At 42.7% G+C, this 20,756-nt stretch carries 17 protein-coding genes; 6 read left to right on the forward strand and 11 right to left on the reverse strand.

What is annotated here, in order from left to right; all coding sequences use genetic code 11:
- Positions 1 to 3: 3 nt before the first annotated feature.
- The 8 genes from EKM67_RS02755 to EKM67_RS02785 all read right to left on the reverse strand — a co-directional run bounded on the left by EKM67_RS02755 (position 4) and on the right by EKM67_RS02785 (position 9,141).
- The gene (locus EKM67_RS02755) at positions 4 to 1,317 is read right to left on the reverse strand and encodes an ABC transporter substrate-binding protein (protein WP_125577070.1); all 1,314 of its coding nucleotides are present in this window, start codon (positions 1,315 to 1,317) and stop codon (positions 4 to 6) included.
- Positions 1,318 to 1,339: 22 nt separating this feature from the next.
- Positions 1,340 to 2,833, reverse strand: coding sequence for an arabinosylfuranosidase ArfA (gene arfA / locus EKM67_RS02760; protein WP_125577171.1), 1,494 nt, complete (start codon positions 2,831 to 2,833; stop codon positions 1,340 to 1,342).
- A 106-nt stretch (positions 2,834 to 2,939) separates the two neighbouring features.
- On the reverse strand, positions 2,940 to 3,191 hold the full coding sequence (locus EKM67_RS10980; RefSeq protein ID WP_225417291.1) for a DUF6171 family protein: 252 nt from the start codon (positions 3,189 to 3,191) through the stop codon (positions 2,940 to 2,942).
- Positions 3,178 to 4,632, reverse strand: a complete 1,455-nt coding sequence (locus EKM67_RS02765; protein ID WP_125577072.1) for an alpha-N-arabinofuranosidase — start codon at positions 4,630 to 4,632, stop codon at positions 3,178 to 3,180. The genes EKM67_RS10980 and EKM67_RS02765 overlap by 14 nt, the downstream gene beginning before the upstream one ends.
- Positions 4,633 to 4,661: 29 nt before the next feature.
- Positions 4,662 to 5,612: a glycoside hydrolase family 43 protein gene (locus tag EKM67_RS02770; protein WP_125577074.1), complete on the reverse strand. Its 951-nt coding sequence runs from the start codon at positions 5,610 to 5,612 to the stop codon at positions 4,662 to 4,664.
- A gap of 104 nt (positions 5,613 to 5,716) precedes the next feature.
- A complete protein-coding gene (locus EKM67_RS02775; protein ID WP_125577076.1) occupies positions 5,717 to 6,802 on the reverse strand; it encodes a GntR family transcriptional regulator in 1,086 nt (361 codons plus the stop codon).
- Positions 6,803 to 7,002: 200 nt separating this feature from the next.
- On the reverse strand, positions 7,003 to 8,208 hold the full coding sequence (locus EKM67_RS02780) for an AI-2E family transporter (protein ID WP_125577078.1): 1,206 nt from the start codon (positions 8,206 to 8,208) through the stop codon (positions 7,003 to 7,005).
- 564 nt (positions 8,209 to 8,772) lie between these two features.
- Positions 8,773 to 9,141, reverse strand: a complete 369-nt coding sequence (locus EKM67_RS02785; RefSeq protein ID WP_125577080.1) for a PTS glucitol/sorbitol transporter subunit IIA — start codon at positions 9,139 to 9,141, stop codon at positions 8,773 to 8,775.
- Positions 9,142 to 9,384: 243 nt separating this feature from the next.
- On the opposite strand from EKM67_RS02785, the gene EKM67_RS02790 reads away from it, so the two are divergent.
- The 3 genes from EKM67_RS02790 to EKM67_RS02800 all read left to right on the forward strand — a co-directional run bounded on the left by EKM67_RS02790 (position 9,385) and on the right by EKM67_RS02800 (position 12,686).
- Positions 9,385 to 10,407: a lactonase family protein gene (locus EKM67_RS02790; RefSeq protein WP_125577082.1), complete on the forward strand. Its 1,023-nt coding sequence runs from the start codon at positions 9,385 to 9,387 to the stop codon at positions 10,405 to 10,407.
- 730 nt (positions 10,408 to 11,137) lie between these two features.
- Positions 11,138 to 11,971, forward strand: a complete 834-nt coding sequence (locus EKM67_RS02795) for an undecaprenyl-diphosphate phosphatase (protein WP_191986400.1) — start codon at positions 11,138 to 11,140, stop codon at positions 11,969 to 11,971.
- Between the two features lie 73 nt (positions 11,972 to 12,044).
- The gene (locus tag EKM67_RS02800) at positions 12,045 to 12,686 is read left to right on the forward strand and encodes a copper homeostasis protein CutC (RefSeq protein WP_125577086.1); all 642 of its coding nucleotides are present in this window, start codon (positions 12,045 to 12,047) and stop codon (positions 12,684 to 12,686) included.
- Positions 12,687 to 12,891: 205 nt separating this feature from the next.
- On the opposite strand, the gene EKM67_RS02805 is transcribed toward EKM67_RS02800, so the two are convergent.
- On the reverse strand, positions 12,892 to 13,839 hold the full coding sequence (locus EKM67_RS02805; protein WP_125577088.1) for a magnesium transporter CorA family protein: 948 nt from the start codon (positions 13,837 to 13,839) through the stop codon (positions 12,892 to 12,894).
- Between the two features lie 182 nt (positions 13,840 to 14,021).
- Between EKM67_RS02805 and EKM67_RS02810 the strand changes: the two genes are divergently transcribed.
- On the forward strand, positions 14,022 to 14,276 hold the full coding sequence (locus tag EKM67_RS02810; protein ID WP_125577090.1) for a GlsB/YeaQ/YmgE family stress response membrane protein: 255 nt from the start codon (positions 14,022 to 14,024) through the stop codon (positions 14,274 to 14,276).
- 641 nt (positions 14,277 to 14,917) lie between these two features.
- Here the strand turns inward: EKM67_RS02810 and EKM67_RS02815 are convergent.
- Entirely contained in the window at positions 14,918 to 15,526 is a 609-nt protein-coding gene (locus EKM67_RS02815) for a DUF1054 family protein (protein ID WP_164506539.1), read from the reverse strand.
- A 110-nt stretch (positions 15,527 to 15,636) separates the two neighbouring features.
- Between EKM67_RS02815 and EKM67_RS02820 the strand changes: the two genes are divergently transcribed.
- Both EKM67_RS02820 and EKM67_RS02825 read left to right on the forward strand, forming a co-directional pair.
- Positions 15,637 to 16,101: a YueI family protein gene (locus tag EKM67_RS02820; RefSeq protein WP_125577094.1), complete on the forward strand. Its 465-nt coding sequence runs from the start codon at positions 15,637 to 15,639 to the stop codon at positions 16,099 to 16,101.
- 62 nt (positions 16,102 to 16,163) lie between these two features.
- Complete coding sequence (locus tag EKM67_RS02825; RefSeq protein WP_125577096.1) at positions 16,164 to 17,462, forward strand: replication-associated recombination protein A; 1,299 nt, start codon at positions 16,164 to 16,166, stop codon at positions 17,460 to 17,462.
- A gap of 164 nt (positions 17,463 to 17,626) precedes the next feature.
- Here the strand turns inward: EKM67_RS02825 and EKM67_RS02830 are convergent, their stop codons facing one another.
- Positions 17,627 to 20,215: a bacterial Ig-like domain-containing protein gene (locus tag EKM67_RS02830; RefSeq protein WP_125577098.1), complete on the reverse strand. Its 2,589-nt coding sequence runs from the start codon at positions 20,213 to 20,215 to the stop codon at positions 17,627 to 17,629.
- Between the last annotated feature and the right edge of the window lie 541 nt (positions 20,216 to 20,756).

Raw genomic sequence — 20,756 nt, forward strand, 5'->3', positions numbered from 1 at the left:
AATCTATTTATTTAAGGCATCGTTAGCTTTTTGAAGAGCCGCTTTAGGTGTCATCTTATCTTTCAAGAGCGTACTTGGGAACGTGTTCTTTAACATGTAATCATTCAAATCAGGAGAAATCTTAGCAGTCTTGGTTGTAGAAGTAACTTGTGACTTCAATTGTACAAAAGTATCGAAGATATCTTTGCCGAAGTAACGTGTATATTTGTTATCTTCCTTCATCACTGGTTCACTCCAGATATCTGAGCGAACTGGATCGAATCCTAAGTCTTCCCAAATTTTAACTGCTTGGCCCTTGCTAGCTTTAGCCCAAACAACGAACTTAGCAGCGAGTTTCTTGTTGCTTGCTTGGTTAGTGACCATAGTACCAGTACCACCACCACCAGCAGAACGATAGTCGCCTTCATTGAAGACAGGCATTGGTGCAATGGCAATTTTACCCTTTAACTTAGGCATGTGGTCAGCAATCCGCTCCATGTACCATGAAGGCATCGTAACGGAAGCAACATTACCCTTGTTCATTTCTGCAAAGAATTGATCGTTATCAATACTACCACCAACGGCAGTTCTAGCAATCTTGTCTTTATAGATCCAATTTTGTAATTGTGTTAAGACACGGACATTAGCAGCGTTGGTTAAAGTCGCTTTATCGTTCTTAATGTAATCAGCGTGTTGTTGAGTAACCATTGCGTCATATTGGAACATAGCGCTGTACTCAACTTCGTTCATCCATTTACCAGTCTTTGCTTTGACTTGTTCGCCGGCTTTTTCGTAATCGTCCCAAGTCTTGATCTTCGTATAATCAACACCAGCGGCTTTCATGATATCCGTGTTATAGTACGTAACAGTTGTACCAACATGATAATCCAAGCCATAGTAATTACCATTCTTCTTGAAGTTATCCAGCCGTGATTTAACTAAGTTATTCATATAAGGTTTTAAAGCACTGTTTAATGGATAGTATGCAGGTTTGTCGGCCTTTAATTGAATGGCACCTTGGCCCAATTCAACATCGGCGATATCTGGTGCACCTGAACCAGATTGTAACGCAACCGTTAATTTCTGGTTCATTTGATCAAATGGCAGTACATTGACCGTCAAATCAATCTTTTGCTTATGTGTTTTGTTCCAACTCTTAGCTGCATTCTTGAAGAATGTCCCTTGTGCATCAACGAAGGTCCACATGGTCATCTTTGTTTTACCATCTGCAGTTTTATTTGATGAGCTCGATCCACCGTTGCCGCAAGCAGCAAGTCCGATAGTTGTCAAAGCAGTCAATAAAACTAGCCCAATTTTTTTACCAAAATTCTTCTTCATTTTGCTTCTACACTTCCCAAAATTAATAATTCAATCTAATGACGTTCCAAGATAAAGGCTGTAGTGATGCATGCACATGATTGTAATCGGCACTCACGTTTGTGTTTGCTGCTAATTTCATCTTAGAATCTTCATTAGTTGCCTTAATATCATACCCGCAGAACTGTGTTGCTTCAATGATACCCTTCACATTGAGATCTTCGAGTTGAACATCGAGATCCAATGCTTCTTTTTGCGAACGGTTCACTGCAAAAATTGTAATTTCATGTGCGTCTTCGTTTAAAGTTGCGATACTTTCCAGATATGGAATTTCATCAAACTTCTTAGAACTATATGTGCTTGATTGAACTCTGGTATCTAGTGCAACACCGCGACCATACTTCGAAACTTGCATGAATGGATAAAAGATTGTTTGTAGCCAGACACCGTCGTCAGTTGTCATAATTGGTGCAATGACATTGACCAGTTGCGCGAGGCACGCAATCTTAACACGGTCTGAATGTTTCAACAAGGTAATTAACAAGCAACCAACCAATAAGGCATCTTCAAAATTATAAACATCTTCCAATAATGGCGGAGCAACTTGCCATGGTTCGATTTTCTTGTCATCGGCATTTGAATGATACCAAACGTTCCATTCATCCATCGATAAGTTGATCGTCTTCTTGCTGTGTTTTCTTGCCTTAACAGCGTCGCAAATTGCGACGACACTGTTGATGAAATCATCCAAATCTAGAGATTCGCCTAGATAATTGCCTAAATCATTATCTGGATTGCCATAGTAGCGGTGAAGTGACAGATAATCGACATTGTCATAAGCTTCATCAAGAACTGTTTCTTCCCAACTACCATAAGTCGGATTCTCCATTGATGAACTGCCGCAAGCGACTAATTCAATTGAATCGTCGACCCACTTCATTGCCTTTGCAGTTTCATTTGCCAAGCGCCCATATTCATAGGCCGTCTTCGCACCGATCTGCCAAGGACCATCCATCTCATTACCTAAGCACCAAGTCTTGATATTGAATGGCTTTTCGGCCCCATTTTTGCGGCGAAGGTCGCTCCAATAAGTTCCTTTTTCGAAATTCGTATATTCTACTAAATTCCGTGCGGCATCAACACCACGAGTTCCTAAATTGACTGCCATGTTAACTTCGGTATTCGCTTTGTCAGCCCATTCCATAAATTCATGGAGACCAAATTGGTTAGTCTCAAGACTGCGCCAAGCTAAATCAAGTCGACGTGGACGATCCTCCTTAGGTCCAATGCCATCTTCCCAGTTGTAACCGGAAACAAAATTACCACCAGGATAACGAACGATCGGAACATTGAGTTGTTTAACGGCATCGATCACATCTTTACGTAATCCGGATTCGTCTGAATTGGGATTACCTGGTTGGTAGATACCGTTATAAACGGCACGACCAAGATGTTCGATAAATGAGCCATACAACCGAGGATCAATATTAGAAATTCTTAAATCGGTACTGATTCTAACTTGCCCCTTCAAAAACATCACTTCCTAAACTTGTAATCAAATTTAACTTACATATTATTTATACTGCACAATGAAACCGTTGTCAAGATTTGTACGTAACATTTGTTATTTTTTTTGATTTTTTTTAATTCCATTTTTTAATTGGGCAAGTTTTATTCTTTAAACTAGTTCTAAATCGGGTATAACAACCACATTTTAGACACATCCCATTTTGAAAAAAAGGACAACTCGCACAAATTTTTAATCTAGCATCACGAATTTCATCGGGCACTAAATTACCTATTTCTAATTTTAACTGCTCGTCGATCAGCTGTTCTGTATCGAGTCGATCAAGGCTCTCCAACAGCTCACAGCGCACACAATCAGTGTTTGCCATTGATCTTGAGTGTGACTACACTCATCGGTGGCACATTCGCTGTAACGGTTTGTTCTGCTAAATCATAATCGTTAAAGTCTACAATTTGAACTTCATTTGGAGAATCAAAGTCATTATGTTGGTCCATTTTTTGACCTACTAGAATTTGTCCGGTCACCTTACCAACTGATTGATCAAATTCAAGAGTCACAGAATCACTGGCGGTTAATCCATAATTACATAGCGAAACAAAATAGCCATCATCCGTCTTTGAAACTGACGCGCTCGTTGTATCGGCCAGTTGATCAAAAGTATCCAACGCAACCGCATCTTGATGATCGACAAACATTTTGAAGACGTCGTAAGTTGGTGTCTCGATCATTTTGGCCCCATCGGTTAAGATCATGGATTGTAAAACATTGACCATCTGCGCAATGTTGGCCATATGAACACGATCTGCATGTTTCTGGAAAATATGCAATGTGACTGCAGCCACCATTGCATCACGCATCGTGTTTTGTTGATATAAAAAGCCAGGATTCGTTCCTGGCTCAACATCGAGCCACGAACCCCATTCATCAACAATCAAGCCAACTCTTTTATCTGGGTCATATTTATCCATGATCGTGCTGTGTTTGGTAATTAATTCATCCATCTTTTGCGCACTCTTGATCAGCGAGAACCATTCATTTTCAGGGAAGCTTAGTGCTGGGCGCTTGTTTTCCCACTTCGATGCGAGAGCGTAATGGTGCAGACTGATCCCATCCATATATGGCGCCGCGTTCTTCATCAAGACGTCCATCCAATTATAATCATCGATATTGGGACCGGAGGCAATTTTATAAATTGGATTCTTGCCATCGTAATTATGAATGAAAGTTTGATATTGTCGGTATAAATCCGAGTAATATTCTGGGCGCATGTTACCACCACAACCCCAGCTTTCATTACCAACACCGAAGAATTTAACTTTCCAAGGCTCTTCATGTCCGTTAGCTGCACGCAAATCAGCCATCGGTGAAACACCATTAAAGGTCATATACTCGACCCAATCAGACATTTCTTGAACCGTCCCACTACCAACATTTCCATTGATATAGGCTTCAGTTCCAAGTTGCCGACACAATTCGAAAAACTCATGAGTTCCGAAGTGATTATTTTCAACCACACCACCCCAGTTTGTGTTGACGATCTTTTTACGTTTATCGCGAGGGCCAATACCATCTTGCCAGTGATAAGTATCGGCAAAACAGCCACCCGGCCACCGCAACACTGGAATGCGAATATCTTTTAACGCTTCGACGACATCGGTACGGATCCCGTTAACATTAGGAATATCAGATTCGGGTCCGACCCACAGCCCTTCATAGATACAACGACCGAGGTGTTCGGCAAACTGACCATAAATATATTTGCTAATTTGGCCGTGTTGACGATGTTGATCAACAATAATTTTAGACATAGAAATCTCCTTTGAATTTAAAAATTATATTAATTATCTCCTGGCTCACCAAAATCAGGAAACCCTTTTTGATCCCAGCTAAATGTTTGTGCGTATGCATGACGGTCTGGGTTATCTAGCGGGTCACCTTCGATACCGGCATTATCGTACGGGCGCGCGTGATAAACAATCACATTTTGTTTACCATCGGCAGTTGTCGTGAAGCTATTGTGCCCCGGCCCAAATAGATGATTCTTTTGCGAACTCTTGAAAACTGGCTGTTCACTTTTATGCCACGAATAACCATCTAATAAGTCGCTACCGAGATCTGCCCATAATAATCCGACCGCATAATGTTCGTCTGTTGCGCTGGCCGAATACGTGATGAAGATTTTATCCTGACCGAACAAAACCGCAGGCCCTTCATTGACGGAGAAACCAATCTTTTCCCAATCAAATTCAGGAAGGCTGAGTAACATTTCTTTACCCGTTAACGTCCACGGATTTGCCATCTTGGCCAGATACAAATTGGAATTGCCAGGAACAGTCGGTCCCAGTTGTGCCCATAAATAATAAAGCTGAGATTGATATTCAAATACAGTTGCATCCAAACTAAAACTATCTTGGTCAGTGACAATCTGTCCTTTTTCCTGCCAGTCAGCCGTCATCGGTGATTCGTGGTCACATTCGATCACGAACATCCGATGATGATGTTTCGCGTCACGGACTTCAGCATCGTCTGATGCCGCAAAGTAGATATACCACTTGCCGTTAATATAATGGATCTCAGGTGCCCAGATCAATTCACTTAATGGTCCATCCGCATGTGCATGCCAAACAGTCACCCGCTCACAATCCTGCAATTGATCCAACTGTTTAGCTCGACGCACCTCAATTGTTTGATAACCGGGTACAGAACCAGTGAAATAATAGTAACCATCTGTATGCAAGTATGCACACGGATCGGCTCTTTGTAAGACGATCGGCTTTTTTTCTGCCATCAAAATTCTCCTTTTATTGGTATGAATTATTTAGAAAACGCTTTTAACAGTACAAATTCTATACTAAAAAAACTCCTTTTTCAAGGAGTTTTCGTTTTAGACGTTTAATTCTTTTTTCCTACCGAATCACCGACCACAATTTCGGGTTGATACATTTTTGAATACGAACTGAAATCCTTATTAGGATCTTTAAGCATCTTAATCATCAACTCAGCAGCATCCTGCCCCATTTGCGCCTTAGGGTGGTTGACTGAAGTTAGACGAATGCCAAAGCTGTGTGCCAGCGTCGAATTATCGAAACCAATGATCGATAATTGTTCGGGCACTTTGATCCCCATACTCAACGCTAAATTATATGCAGTCACCGCAATTTGGTCATTGTAACAAATTAATGCCGTTGGTCGATCCGTCAGCGAAAAAATTTCCCGCAGTTGCATGCCTAGATTTGATTTAGAAGCACCCGACTGAAATGCGAGACTCCGATTCAGACTCGGCATCTGACTTTGCTGAATGGCAAAATTATAACCATTCATCCGATCGATCCCCTGTTGATCATCCGTTTTAAAAACACCTAAGATATTTTGATGACCATGATCCAATAAATATTTAGTTGCGATGCGGCCGCCTTCATAATCATCCATGACAAAGTAAGGCACATCAAGCCCCTTGATACGCGCATTCAGGGTGATGATTGGCACATGCTCGTTATCCAGATCTTGATATAAAGATAGATTTTTAATTTCAAAAGCACTTTTAGTCGGTTCAACGATTAAGCCATCAATATTTGAATTCAATATTTTAGCTAAATTCCGCTGTTCCAACTGAGTATTATTCTGAGTACTACTCAACATCAACGAAATCGATTGAGCGGTTAATTGACTTTCGATCCCAGAAATAATCGATGGGAAAATATAGTCATTGATATGCGTGGTCAAGATTGCAACCGTTTGTCCATCGGAGAGACGATTTGCCATTCTTTTCTTATCGCAAACAAAAGTGCCACCGCCTTGAATGCGATAGACGATCCCGCGAACTTCCAGATCAGACAAAGATTTACGGATCGTATGCCGACTCACTTCGAAGATCTGCATCAATTTCGATTCAGTTGGTAACTTTTCATTAGGCTGATATTTACCTGATGCTATCCAATCTTGAATGGCCTCAGTCACGACTTCGTATTTCTTCTCCATAATTAACCCCACGTCTATTTGTACGTATGAATTATATCGCTTTTTTTCATAATTAACAAGAATTTTTAACTAGATATTTCATAAAAAATAAGCCGGTAAACGATATGGATTATAGTGCAATCCACTCAAATCACCAATGAATAGCACAAACAAGTTTCATAAATCATGAAAATTTGTCCCCGTACAAAAAAAGAAACTGATTATTTGTCAGTTTCTGCTTGATCTTGCTTATTTTTCTCAGTATCAACTTGCGGTTCTGGTTCTGCTTCAGGCTCGTATAATCCAGAGACAGATTTAAACCATTCGAAGAAACGCATAAAGATAATTTTAACAACGGCATAAACGGGAATACCTAACAGAACGCCGAGTAGCCCAAACATCTTGCCTGCGGCTAACAAGATCAATAACGTGGTGACTGGATGCATTTCCATCTTGCTACCAACGACCAACGGCGAAACGAAACGACTCTCGATTGTCTGCTCGATGGCAAAAACAATTAGCACTTTGACGACCATTAGTGGCGCGGTAAACGCTGCAATGATCAAGGCAGGAATAATCGCGAGAAACGAACCCAAGTATGGAATCAAATTCAAAAATCCCGCCAACACGCCTAAAGTCAGCGCATATTTCTGACCAACGATCGAATAACCGATTGAAAACATGACACCGACCCAAAATGCGACGGTCAGTTGACCACGAATATAATTACTCAGCGATAAATTAATGTCACTCAACAACTCACCTGTCGGTTGACGAAACTTCACTGGGACGAAAGCTAATAGATTCTTTTTAAATTTCGGACCATCTTTCAACATGAAAAATAAAACGAATGGTGCTGTCGCTATTGTCACAAAGATACTCGTGATCACACCAACCGCAGAAGTAATATTTGAAAACCAGTCGGCAATATTATCGTTAAATTGTTTGACGACTGTTTTCGAAAGACTATCAAACTGCGTATTGATTTGATCACGAACACCGTCTAACTGCGAACTCGATAACAACGAATCCGCTGTGGCCTGAATATTTTTCCAATACTTCGGCCAGTTATCAATAATTTGTTGTGTCTGTTCTTGAATAATAGGAATCAGGGCGACGATTCCCCAGACGATCAAACCGATAATGACCACAAAAACAATCGTGATCGTCCAAATCCGGTGAATTTTAAATCGCCGCTCCGCAATTTTGACCAAGGGTTCGATCAAATAATACAGCACTGCCGACAGAACCACAGGCGGGAAGACCATCATCAAAAAATCTCCGACCGGTGTAAACACCCAGCTGACATTAGCCAGCATCCAGATGACACCGAGCGCTAGTAGGATGTTGATCAGGGCAATTGTGGCCTTATTATTGAGGAACCAACGGTAAAACCAGGAATGTTTAGTTGCTTTGGGATCAGTCATTGACCATCCTCCTAAAAGAAATTGTGAGAGACAACCGGTTGAAATGATTGGCTAAGGTAAAAGTGGTAAAAGTGAAATTCTTTAGTAATTTGTCTACCTTCGGTCGCGGCTGTGTGGGGCAAGTGACCTAAACTGGAATTAGGTTAGTGGTGAACTCGGAAAAACTGGGTTTGGGTGCATGATTTTATTTCATAGTCGACAACTTTACTGCGAGAACTATAATCACGTTTGATATTTTGCCACTAAATATATATGTTGCTTAAAAAAGGCTTACACGGGTGAAAGTCCAGTTCAGAATTTAAATCTGTTTGCTAGAATAGACCCACAGAATTTGCGGAAGAGAATGAACAGCACACTGTGATAATGGTCTTAGCGACAGATTCACCGTCGCTTAGAGCATGGGAAATTCGGAGATCTTGCGGTTTTGGCAAGAGCTCCAAATTTAGGCGGAAGAATTTTGGTGGGTTTCCAAAATCCTGGAGCCGTCCCCACAAGTGAGCTGTTCATTCTCTGGAGCAAATTCAAACAGCAGTTACCCACCCACGATCAGCCTTTAACCCTAAGTTATTTCGTCGTATAAATAATTTGTGTCCCGACGTGAAACTCCGGCTTAGTTCCCTCAGCGAAATATAACGCGTTTTGCAAATCAGAAGGTCCTTTATCTGAAAAAATCAAGGTCACGTGACCAATCGTCCGCAAATTCTCATTGACTAAACTGCCCACTTCATGAATCTTAAAATGCTGACCATCGATCGACAGCTGATCACCAGACTGCACGTGCAATTTTTCTTGATGAGCTGGATCGCCGAATTGTTGAATAATTGCAACTTGACGCAGGGCCTCGCTAGCAGATTCGTCGAATAAAATCACCATTGGATCCTCATCGCTGAGTGCTTTAGGCCCGATGGCTGTGACTGTTGATTTGATTTCCATAATTGCAAAAACCTACCTTACTATTTTGAGTTCGTCTTAATAATTTCATTTTAGCACACAAGCCTTACTTTTTTATAAGGCTCCGCTCCAAAAACCGTTTAAAAATGCAGAAACACTTTTTTATAAATAAGTTACATTAATCTTCAATTTCAGCGTAGGCGCTCACACTCTGGCGCTAAGTCTGGTAAAATATGAAGTGGCTTATGCTATACTTACATTGATAAAAAATGGAGGCTTTACACAATGAAAGAAAAAATTCTCTTCGGCGGTTATACGCGTCGTATTGGTAAAGGTATTTATCAAGCTGAACTTGATACAGAAACAGAATCGATCTCACAACCTGAAGTTTATCTCGAGGTCCCTCAAGCAACTTACTTAGCACTCAGCAAGAAAAACATTCTTTACACGGTTTGCAAAGATGGTGAAAATGGTGGCGTTCGCGCTTATGATTTAAACGGCGAGAAACCACAACTGATCAATGAAGTGATGGCTGTCGGCGCACCACCTGCTTATGTCTCTGTTGATGAAGATCGTCAACTCGTTTATGGCGCCAATTATCATAAAGGTGAAGTTTTAGTCTATCGAATTGCCGAAAACGGTGGAATTAGTCTTGCTAGTTCTGTTACTCACGTTGGTGATGGCCCTCGTCCTGAACAAGAAAGTGCCCACGTCCACTTCACAGATCTCACGCCTGACCATCGCTTAGTTGCCTGTGACTTGGGTATCGATGCCGTGGTCAGTTATGACGTCAATGATGCTGGTGACCTGACGAAAGTTGCAACCTACCGCACAGAACCCGGCTACGGTCCACGTCACATTGTTTTCAATCCGAATGGCAAAATTGCTTACTTATTAGGCGAGCTTTCCAGTAACGTTCAAGTCTTAAATTATCAAAATGATGGTAGTTTCAGTTTAGTTGCGACTTATTCTTTGATCCCAACTGACTTCACCGAACACAACGGAAGTGCGGCCATTCGCATCAGCAATGACGGCCGTTTCTTGTATGCTTCTAATCGTGGTCACAATTCGATCACTGTTTTTGCCATCGCCGGTGATGGTCGCGAGTTGCAATTGATTCAACGGATTAGTACAGAAGGCGATTTCCCTCGCGACTTCAATTTAGATCCTACAGAAAGTTTTGTCGTTTGTGCAAATCAAAATACAGATAACACGACGTTGTATCGTCGTAATTCTGAAACAGGTCGCCTGACGAAAATCCAACAAGATATTCAGACGCCTGAAAGTGTTTGCGTTCTATTTAGATAAATAAATTGTGAACTACTGTTAAAAAAGCCTACCTTCGGTCGCGGCTGTGTGGGGCAAGTGACAGACTACTGTGGGGACGGTTCCAGGCTTTCCCCTAAGTTCCTGGGAAAGTCTTCCACCTCAATTTCGAGCTTTTTCTCCGTCGCAGGTGCGGCTCCTGAGAAAAATCTCGAAATATGCTCCTGCTGTAAGCGACGATAGCCCATGTCGCAACACCAGTTTCACAGTATCGTCACTTGCCCCACGCAGCCGCGACCTAAACTGGAATTAGTTTAGTGGTGAACTGGGAAAAACTGGGTTTGGACGAAAGTAGTTTAATTTCTGCCCGATTGCTTTGTTGTGGGAAATATAATCACGTTGAATATTTTGCCACTAAATATTTCTGTTGCTCAGAAAAGATTTGTGCGGGAGAAAGTCCGGTTCAGTATCTAAATCCGCTCACTAGAATAGACCAGCAGAATTTGCGGAAGAGAATGAACAGCACACTGTGATAATGGTCTTAGCGACATGGTTCACGTCGCTTAGAGCATGGGAAATTCGGAGATCTTGCGATTTTGGCAAGAGCTCCAAATTTAGGCGGAAGAATTTTGGTGGGCTTCCAAAATCCTGGAGCCGTCCCCACAAGTGAGCTGTTCATTCTCTGCAGCAAATTCAAGCTGCCATTACTTGTAATTACGTAGAAACCGAAAAGTCCACTTTTGTCACATTTCCCTAACGAAAGGAATTACTAATCTTGAATATTATCAAAGCGGTGATCTTAGGTATCATCGAAGGAATCACCGAATTCTTGCCGATCAGTTCGACCGGCCATCTATATTTAGCCGACGAGTTTATTAAATTAAACGAAGACAAGGCCTTCGTCAACATGTTCATGGTCGTAATCCAACTCGGCGCGATTTTAGCCGTCGTCTTGCTGTACTTCCACAAGTTAAACCCCTTCTCACCGAAAAAAACGCAGCGCGAACGTGGTCGGACTTGGCAGCTCTGGTTTAAAGTCATCGTTGCCGTCATTCCATCAATTATTGTTGGTTTACCACTCAATGACTGGATGGATGCCCACCTAAATAATTGGCAGGTTATCTCTGCCACCTTGATTATTTATGGGGTGCTCTTCATTGTCATCGAGCGTTACAATAAGACTCGCCAGAGCACGATGAATGATTTGAATCGGTTGCCGTATCAGACGGCTCTTTTGATCGGTGTTTTCCAATTGCTGTCCTTAATTCCTGGGACTTCGCGTTCTGGTGCGACAATTTTAGGCGCGATCCTCCTGGGGACTTCGCGTTACGTTGCGACCGAATTTTCTTTCTTCATGGCAATTCCAACGATGTTTGGCGCGTCCTTACTCAAAATCGTCAAGTTCTTGAAAGATAATAGTTTCTCCGGCGACCAAGTAATCGTTCTGCTCGTGGGAATGGTGGTTTCATTTATCGTCGCCTACTTGTCAATTCGTTTCTTGTTAAACTATATCAAGAAAAACGATTTTCAAGCTTTCGGCTGGTATCGAATTGCGCTTGGCGTCATCGTCATCGCTTTCTTTGGACTGCGTGCACTATTAGCCTAATCAATATTCAGAATGTCCCACAGCGCAAATGAGCTTGAATTAAACACAAATAAAACCTGGAGGCGATCGATCCTTGTTAAAAGAAATTGCCGTAGAAAATTTCACGATGATCCCTAAAGCTGTTGCGGCCGGTGCAAACCGGATCGAATTAAACGATAACTTGACCGTTGGCGGCACTACTGTTAGCCACGGTGTTATGGCCGAAGCTGCTAAATATCTCGGCGAGAAAAAAATTCCGCTGGTCGTGATGATCCGTCCGCGTGGTGGTAACTTTATCTATAACGACACAGAATTAAAAATTATGGAATCAGATTTATTTTTAGCCCAAGAAGTGGGCGTTGATGCGGTCACTTTTGGCGCATTGAATGAACGCAATGAATTGGATAAAGAAGCCATGGAAATGCTGATCGGTGCTGCTGGCGGCCTTCAAGTCGTCATGCACATGGCCTTCGATGAAATCCCCATCGACAAGCAAAAAGAAAGCATCGATTGGTTGGCTGATCATCAAGTTAGCCGCATTCTGACTCACGGTGGTCCCCTTTCTTCACCGATCGAAGCCCATTTCGCACAACTGGCACAGACCATTGCCTTAACCAATGGCCGGATCGAAATTTTGCCTGGCGGTGGCGTGACCGATCTAAACGCCGATCACGTGGCCGAAGTCTTAGGTGTTAAACAGTTACACGGCACCAAGTTACTAGGTTCTCTAGCTTAAATAATTCATTTTAAAACAAAAGCCGAAACGGAAAATTCCGTTTCGGCTTTTGTAGTTTGTTAAGTTGAATTGAATTAAATTTGAGTCAACCTCTCATTCGTTTTACAGCGTTAGTATAGGTGAATGAAAGACGCACTGATCAAAATTCTATTTTTTAAATTAATCGTGTTTGTTGAAGGAAACATCAAGTTGTGACTAATACTGATTACATTTTCGTATAATCTTTTCGCGCTAAATAAATGGCCGCCGAAATCGTCAACATCAGTGCGCCTAACAAGACTAGCCAGAACGCACCCGTGGTACTTCTTCCTGGCAAGCTACCCACATTCATCCCCCAGATTCCGGCGATCAAGGCTGGCACCGAGACAATTAACGTGGCTGAGTCTAAATATTTCATCAAGTGATTCAGATGATTATCCATCATGTCGTTAAATAAACCACCGATCGTCTCGATCAGATCACGATAGATCACCACTAATTTTTCCGCATAGCGATGGCGCAAACGAATGTCCTGTAAAAGTAATGGTGAAGCTAATTCCTCAATAAATTTCGCGTCTTGCCACAACTTCTTCAAAGTATCACGTTGATCAGTCAATGTGTGGTCCAGATAAACCATGTCCCGCTGCGTATCCGCTAACCGAAACAACTCAGTATTCTTAGTGGTCACTCGCGCCGAACGATCTAATTGATCGATGATTTCTTTTTTGTGCTCCAACTCAACGATAAAGTGAGTCGCCATCGCATAGATCGAAAATCCAATCACCCTAGCGACTGAGCTGAGTTTCTGCTCATACTTTTGAATGAGGCGTTCCGTGAAGTTAGATCCCTTGCACAGATGAAAAATTAATAGCTCGTCAGATTTAATGATCGTGATCGGTTGCAGCCGTTGCTCGATCCGTTCCTCATTTTCTGCCGATAAATCTATCAGAACCAAAACCTGAGCGTTGGTTAAATTTGTATCCGACAAAGTTTCATAGCGCGTCACTTCTTCGGCTTGATCACCGGCCTGAAAAATATCATCCGGTAAATTATATTGAGTGATGATTTCCGCCAGTTCAGCTGGCGTGGCTTCATTTAAAACCAACCAATTGGTCTCATCAGCTCGATTTTTCTCCGCGACGCCAGTTTCTGTGATCTGATAATGTTGATACATCGATCTCCCTCACCTTCATTGCCTCTAGTTTCATTCTAGCGAATCCAAGTGCTTCACTACAATTATCCGCCTACAAAGTTTTATCTGGCGCGTTCTAGGCGTTAATATTGCGTCGAATCGGTTCAGTTCGCTAAACTAAAGTTAGGCATAATTGCTTAATAAAAATGGAGAGGATGATGAACATGTTACATTTCTTATGGGTACTCATTATCGGTGCAGTGATCGGAGTGATCGGTCAAATGATCGTTGGTCGTGATATGCCATTGGGCTGGGTCGGCAATATTATTGGCGGGCTTGCTGGTGCATGGATCGGCTCCAGTTTGTTCGGTAATTGGGGACCGATGGTGGCCGGAATGGCGATCATTCCCGCAATCATTGGTGCTATCATTGTCGTATTCGTGATTTCCCTGATTTTAGGGTCGCGAAAAAAAGCTTAACTTAGTTTTTCGCGTTAATTTACTGTAAATTAAGATCCCCCCGAGGTGAAAAATACTCGGTGAGATCTTTTTTTGGTGTTGAATTTTTGTTTGGTTCCGGCGAAATTTGTGGTGGGAACTGGTTGCTTGCCGTGGGGACGGCTCCAAGCTTTTGGAAACCCACCAAAAGTTTTCCACCTGAAATGTGAGCTCTTCCAAAATCGGGAAGAGCTCACATTTCCCCTTTCTGTAAACTCACAAAATTCGTTCGTTAACAGAAATGTCACTGCAGTCCCAGTTCCCACCACAAATTTCGCCTAGTCTATCCAGAAGAGCTCGATAATGTTTAATGCATAACATTCTTTGTTATTTAGAGCCAAGGCTACCTTGATAATCACCTTTCAGGAACCCCGCAATTCAAATCCTACTCTAAACCAAATAAGTTTAGGTCGAAAGTGCTGGGGCAGGCAGTCGTGGCAGTGACAACCATGTTGGCGGGCCGTTTTTGCCCACCTTACATGGTGGATCGATTCGAGATTTTGCGGTCTGTGCAAAAGCTCAAATCGAAGCTCGGAACTTTTCCCGCCCTTGGAAAAGTGGAGAGCGGTCCCACAAGCCAACGTACTGCCTGCCCCAGCACTTTCAACCGAAGGTAGATCAGATTACCGAGGCTTAATCAAATTAACAATCTCCTGATACAACGGTGCCAAATCGATGATCTGATTATAAATGATCTGCTCGATTAATTTGGGCTCCGCAAACCGGGGATCATCTAGCTTAATCCATGAACCCAACAGAAAATCACTATTTTTAACAGTCTGGTATCGGGCAATCGATTTTTGCCAATTTTCCTCAGAATATTCCTGGGCGGCAGCGTTAGTGTGATCGGTGGAGATCTGAAATGCGGGAATGATTTGCCAATCAAGATCAGCCAACCACGCCGTAATTTTCTCGCGATCTTTCACCTCTGCGAGTAACGCGAACGTGATAAATAAGGTGTCTGGCCAGATTCCCACTTCAAAATGCGGTAACATCTTATATCCGCGAGCATTGTCGCTGAGCGCAAACCAGGTATCAACTGGTGGATTTTTGTGCCGCCGTAAGTGCTTGGCGATGTGCAAATACATTTTCTGATCCAGTTGTGGATGCAGCAAATCGATCAAATTCTGACCCATCATTTCGAAATCGGGATCAACTTCAGTTTGGATTTTTTGCAGGCGTCCTGGCAACGTTGGATCGTTGAAGACGCTAAAGCTCGTTCTATCTATCATGATAACAGTCCTCTTCTTAAACATGGTATACTGAAAATACGCTAGACGATTTTTTGTGTAAGCGTTGACGAAATTACTTTTATCATACCATAATTTTTTGAGGTGAAAAGATGACAACTCCACAAGATGTGAATGACCGTTTAAATAATGCCATGTATGGCACGCCACAGACACTTCCAGATCAGCGCCGCCAATATTTAGGCTCGTTGCGTGAACGCGTACTGTTGGCAATTCGCGTCAAGGATTTAGACAATCCGAGAACCTTCGACTTGTTTAAGAAACACTTGGTTGATTTTCCGGATCGAAGCGCACTCGTGAATGGGAAAATCGATCATCAAAAAATGGGCCCCTATTTAAAATTGCTAGCTCAAGAAGACTTCCCATTCACGTTAGTCAATAAGCCCGAAACGCCCAGTGAGGACGACAGCTTTGCTTTATTGATCATTGCGCAACAGGCCGTCGACCAAAAAGTCGTCGATCTGTTAGACCTGTACCCACTGACGTCGCCGTCAAAACCGGTAACGACTGACAAAGCGCCCGCTAAAAAAGGGTGGTTTTCAAAACTATTTCATTGATCTCTGACTGAATGCTAGTCACCGAGTTATCTTTCATCACATTTTAAAAAGGAGATCTTATTTTGGCACAACCATTAGCTTGGCGCATGCGTCCGCAACAGTTGGCTGATATTGTGGGTCAACAACATTTAGTCGGTCCTGGCAAAATTATTGCGCGGATGGTCAAGGCCAAGCAACTTTCGTCGATGATTTTATATGGCCCACCTGGCACCGGCAAGACTTCGATTGCTAGCGCCATTGCCGGTAGTACGAAATATGCCTTCCGCACGCTCAACGCCGCCACCAATACTAAGAAAGATTTACAAGCCGTTGCCGAAGAAGCACGCATGAGTGGCACCGTAATTTTATTATTAGACGAAATTCATCGCCTCGATAAAACCAAACAAGATTTTTTGCTGCCATTGTTGGAAAGCGGCCGTATTATTTTGATCGGTGCAACGACTGAGAACCCCTATATGACCATTAATCCGGCCATTCGCAGTCGAACGCAAATTTTCGAAGTTTATCCGTTGAAACCAGACGAAATCAAAGTCGCTTTGAAACGCGCGTTGACAGATGAGAAAAACGGATTAGGTCAGCAAAAAATCGACATCGCCGATGACACGTTAGACTTTTTAGCCCAACGTACCAATGGCGATCTTCGCTCTGCCTTGAATGGTCTCGAATTAGCGGTCAATTCTACCACTCCGACCACTGATGGCGTGATCGAATTAACACTGACTGACATTGAAGAGTCGATCCAGAAGAAAAGTTTCTCCCACGATAAAAATGGTGACGCACATTACGATGTTATTTCAGCGTTTCAAAAATCGATTCGTGGTAGCGACACCGATGCGGCACTACACTACTTAGCTGAATTGATCGTTGCTGGCGATTTAACCAGCATTATGCGGCGTTTGATGGTGATTGCGTATGAAGACATTGGTCTGGCTAATCCGGCCGCTGCAGCGCGAACTGTGAGCGCCTGTCAGGCCGCCGAGCGTTTGGGTTTACCCGAAGCGCGGATCCCCTTGGCAAATTCGGTGATCGAATTATGTTTGTCGCCTAAATCTAACTCGGCCATTCAAGCCGTGGATGCTGCCATCAGCAATATTAACAATGGCAAGGCTGGCCAGGTTCCCCGCCAATTACAAGATGCCCACTATGCCGGTGCCAAAGATTTGCATCATGGCGATAATTATCAATTTCCACACGATGCACCCAATGATTGGTTGCCACAACAATACCTACCTGATATCGTGGCGCATCAACAATACTATAAGCCTAAGAATAATGGCAAAATTGAAGCCGCCTATGCCCAGCAATATCGGCAATTACGGCAAGCCCAACGCGACGGTTTAAAAAATAAAAACGGCTCATAGAATTAATACTGCAGTCGTTTTGAGCAATGCATGCGTGCATTGCGCTTTTTCATCAAAAAAATCATCACGAGAGGTAATCAGGGCGTTTTTGACCCGTTACCTTCTCGTGATGATTTTTTTTAAAACTTAATTTAATTGCATAGTTCGAAAATAAGTCGTGCTAATCAATCACGGTTAGTTTTCTTTCTCATCGTGAATTCAAATCCAAATGCTGAACCGATCAAACTCAGCAATCCAATGATCACCATACCCATACTTTTTGCTTCGTTGGTTTGTGGCAAAGTCGTCTGTTGATCGTGGCTATTATTTTGATTGTTGTGATTTGGTACGGACGGTTTAGCTGGCTCTGGAATCGTCGGAACCGCAGTTAGATGCAGATAGACGCGAGACGTTTGCCCGGCAACTGTCAAGGTCACAACGTAATCACCTGAATGTGACCAATCAACCTGACTGAAATCGGCGGTGACTTGAGCCGTTACATCCGCACCCAGACCATCGATTGCTTTAGTCACGAATGCTTGCGCAGTTGGGTGTTTACTTCCAACCTGTTGGGTCAAGTCATGACCGACCAGCTGAACTGAATTCATGCGGGGGCTCACTGTAATGGTTGCAGTTGCAGTTTTGCCACCATAACTGTACGTAATTGTATACGTTCCCGCTTTTGTGGTATCAACCGAACCTTTGACAGTCACATCTGCAAAGTCAATCGAATGACCGTCTTTGTCCGTGGCACCAACAAAATTATCTTCTGCAGTCCATTTATCACCAACGTATAAGTCGCTGTTTTTAGCAGTAACCGCAGTTTGATCCGCTTTGACAATAACAGTTGCAGTTGACGTTTTCCCGCCGTAGCTGTACGTAACTGTGTAAGTCCCAGCTTTTGTTGTGTCGACCGAACCTTCAACCATGACGTCCGCTAAGTCGATCGAATGACCGTCTTTGTCCGTGGCACTAGCAAAATTATCTTCTGCAGTCCATTTATCACCAACATATAGGTCGCTATTTTTAGTAGTAACCGCGGTTTGATCCGCCTTAACTGTAACCGTGATGGTCGTTGATTGTCTAGCCGACTCTGGTCCATAACTGTAAATCACATCATAATCGCCTGGTGTTTTAGTATCGACCGTTCCTGATATCGATAAATCTCCAATGCTCAATTGCGAAGTTTGCAATACCCCCTCTTGAGTGAAGGTATTATTAACACCACTATCGAAATTATCCGCAGCTGACCAATCATCGCTTGTATAAATGGTCGAATTATGAGCAAGGATGTTTAAAACTCCTGACATCACGACACGACCAAACATAAAGTTGCCCGCTGCATCACTATACGTGACCATAAACATAAATTGGTTGATGGTTGAGCCATCGGCGTTCATCGGCAATTGGAGATAATTACCAGCCACTATCACACCTGGCGTATAATTTTCAATTTCAGCAGTCAACAATTTACCATTGACATAAATATACGGAATATAACCATCTACTGGTATTTTGCCATTGACAGGAACCGGCGTGCCATTAGGTAGACTATTAACAGGTGCAGTACCGATCATACCATTTTGGTCGTTTCCGTATAACGCGTTAACCGAACTCAGGTACTGTAAGCCATTCATGTAAAAAATCCCAGTACCGGCTGTCGTTAAATCGCCTAAAACATCAACGCCAACCAATTGGTTATAAGCAAAAGCTTGGTCACCAATTGAAGTCACGCTCGCCGGAATCACAAAATGTTCACCAGGCTGATTGGCCAATCCATTATTATAAAACGCATTGCTGCCGATCGATTGCAAACCATCGGGTAACGTTAAGGAACTGATGTAATTATTAATAAAAGCACTATCACCAATAGTTTGTAAACTATTCGGCAACGTTAAGGAACTGATCAGATTATTAGCAAACGCACTGTCACTGATCGTTTGTAGTCCAGTAGGCAATGTTATGGATTCAATTTTATTGCCAGCGAAGGCACTTTCACCAATCGTTGTCACCTGCGCCGGAATATTCAGCGTACCCGCTAATTTATTGTCTTCGAAGGCAAAGCTGCCGATCGTAGTAACGGTGTCTGGAATTACAATGCTCGTCAAAGGATTTCTGATAAAAGCAGCACTGCCAATTGTTTGTAGATTGGCAGAAAGTTGCACATTGGTCAATTCATTCCCGTTAAAAGCCTGATCTCCGATTGTGATGACACTGTCTGGAATCACAACACTCGTTAAGTTTTTAAACCAAAGCGCCTGAGCCCCGATCGCCGTCACTGTTTTTCCATCGATCGTTGATGGGATGGTCAGTGCAGTCTCCGCGCCGGTATAACCGGTGATCGTCAGTGTGCCGTCGGTATTAGTCGTGTACGAATAATCAGTTTCGGCAGTCGTTGCTGGGGCCATCGCTTTGGCCTGCTGCTTGAGAGAAACAGTTGTTGTTTTTTGAACCGCACTTGTATCACTGCTACTATTTTTAACCTGGTCAGTGCTACTATCACTTTTGGAAACGGTGATAGCTGCATTGCTTGTCGATGCTGACGTGTCTTTATCGAGACTTGCTTGTTCAGCCTCCGTAGCATCTTTACTGGATGTCGCTGTCTCGGCACTTGAACTATTCACCTGACTAATTGCCGACTGATCAGTAGCCGCAAATGCTGGCACTGCCGGCGCAATAATCCCTAACGAAATGATTGCAATTCCAGCAACCACCCAGAATTTACCCGCCTTATACATCTTGAAATGAACTTTACGTTCACCAAAATTACGCATGATAGACTCCCCCTTATAACTATCGTTACGATAAGTTTAACGCAATATACCCCCGAAAGCGTTTCATATTTTGAGTGAAAATTGTTTGTAATTTGACATTCAGCGTCTTAACAGGCATCGTGCCTCGATTAGGTCTTAAGTAAACGTTTTATTAATTGCATTTTCACCGGTAGAATGTTAATGTTAATTATGGAAAGTCTAAGGTGTTCGATTGATTCAAATTTATGTTGACCGATCAAGTAATTTAATGTTTAGGCTGTGGATCGTTGAGCGGTGTGCGAGTCTTCTGACTTGCCAAGACCAATCAACTGCATGGCTCCTGCTTAGTAATTAGCGGGCTCAACTAAACGAATCTACCACCGGCACCACTAGATTTTCTCAAAGTTAAAAACTTTGCGGGGATCAGCTGAGAAGCTGATCCCTTTGTTTTTGTAAGCTGCGAAACAACACGGGTTGAAATTGAGGATTAACTCTGAGACATCCTTCAATCCCGCTTTTGGATTCAAGGATGTCTCAAGTTAACCGGAAATTTCAGTGTTGT

The organism is Lapidilactobacillus mulanensis (assembly GCF_003946215.1).
Lineage (GTDB): Bacteria > Bacillota > Bacilli > Lactobacillales > Lactobacillaceae > Lapidilactobacillus > Lapidilactobacillus mulanensis.

Bases quoted from the DNA above. Each gene is read 5' to 3' on its own strand.
- EKM67_RS02755 (WP_125577070.1), bottom strand. From the start codon at position 1,317: ATGAAGAAGAATTTTGGTAAAAAAATTGGGCTAGTTTTATTGACTGCT.
- arfA (WP_125577171.1), bottom strand. From the start codon at position 2,833: ATGTTTTTGAAGGGGCAAGTTAGAATCAGTACCGATTTAAGAATTTCT.
- EKM67_RS10980 (WP_225417291.1), bottom strand. From the start codon at position 3,191: ATGGCAAACACTGATTGTGTGCGCTGTGAGCTGTTGGAGAGCCTTGAT.
- EKM67_RS02765 (WP_125577072.1), bottom strand. From the start codon at position 4,632: ATGTCTAAAATTATTGTTGATCAACATCGTCAACACGGCCAAATTAGC.
- EKM67_RS02770 (WP_125577074.1), bottom strand. From the start codon at position 5,612: ATGGCAGAAAAAAAGCCGATCGTCTTACAAAGAGCCGATCCGTGTGCA.
- EKM67_RS02775 (WP_125577076.1), bottom strand. From the start codon at position 6,802: ATGGAGAAGAAATACGAAGTCGTGACTGAGGCCATTCAAGATTGGATA.
- EKM67_RS02780 (WP_125577078.1), bottom strand. From the start codon at position 8,208: ATGACTGATCCCAAAGCAACTAAACATTCCTGGTTTTACCGTTGGTTC.
- EKM67_RS02785 (WP_125577080.1), bottom strand. From the start codon at position 9,141: ATGGAAATCAAATCAACAGTCACAGCCATCGGGCCTAAAGCACTCAGC.
- EKM67_RS02790 (WP_125577082.1), top strand. From the start codon at position 9,385: ATGAAAGAAAAAATTCTCTTCGGCGGTTATACGCGTCGTATTGGTAAA.
- EKM67_RS02805 (WP_125577088.1), bottom strand. From the start codon at position 13,839: ATGTATCAACATTATCAGATCACAGAAACTGGCGTCGCGGAGAAAAAT.
- EKM67_RS02810 (WP_125577090.1), top strand. From the start codon at position 14,022: ATGTTACATTTCTTATGGGTACTCATTATCGGTGCAGTGATCGGAGTG.
- EKM67_RS02815 (WP_164506539.1), bottom strand. From the start codon at position 15,526: ATGATAGATAGAACGAGCTTTAGCGTCTTCAACGATCCAACGTTGCCA.
- EKM67_RS02820 (WP_125577094.1), top strand. From the start codon at position 15,637: ATGACAACTCCACAAGATGTGAATGACCGTTTAAATAATGCCATGTAT.
- EKM67_RS02830 (WP_125577098.1), bottom strand. From the start codon at position 20,215: ATGCGTAATTTTGGTGAACGTAAAGTTCATTTCAAGATGTATAAGGCG.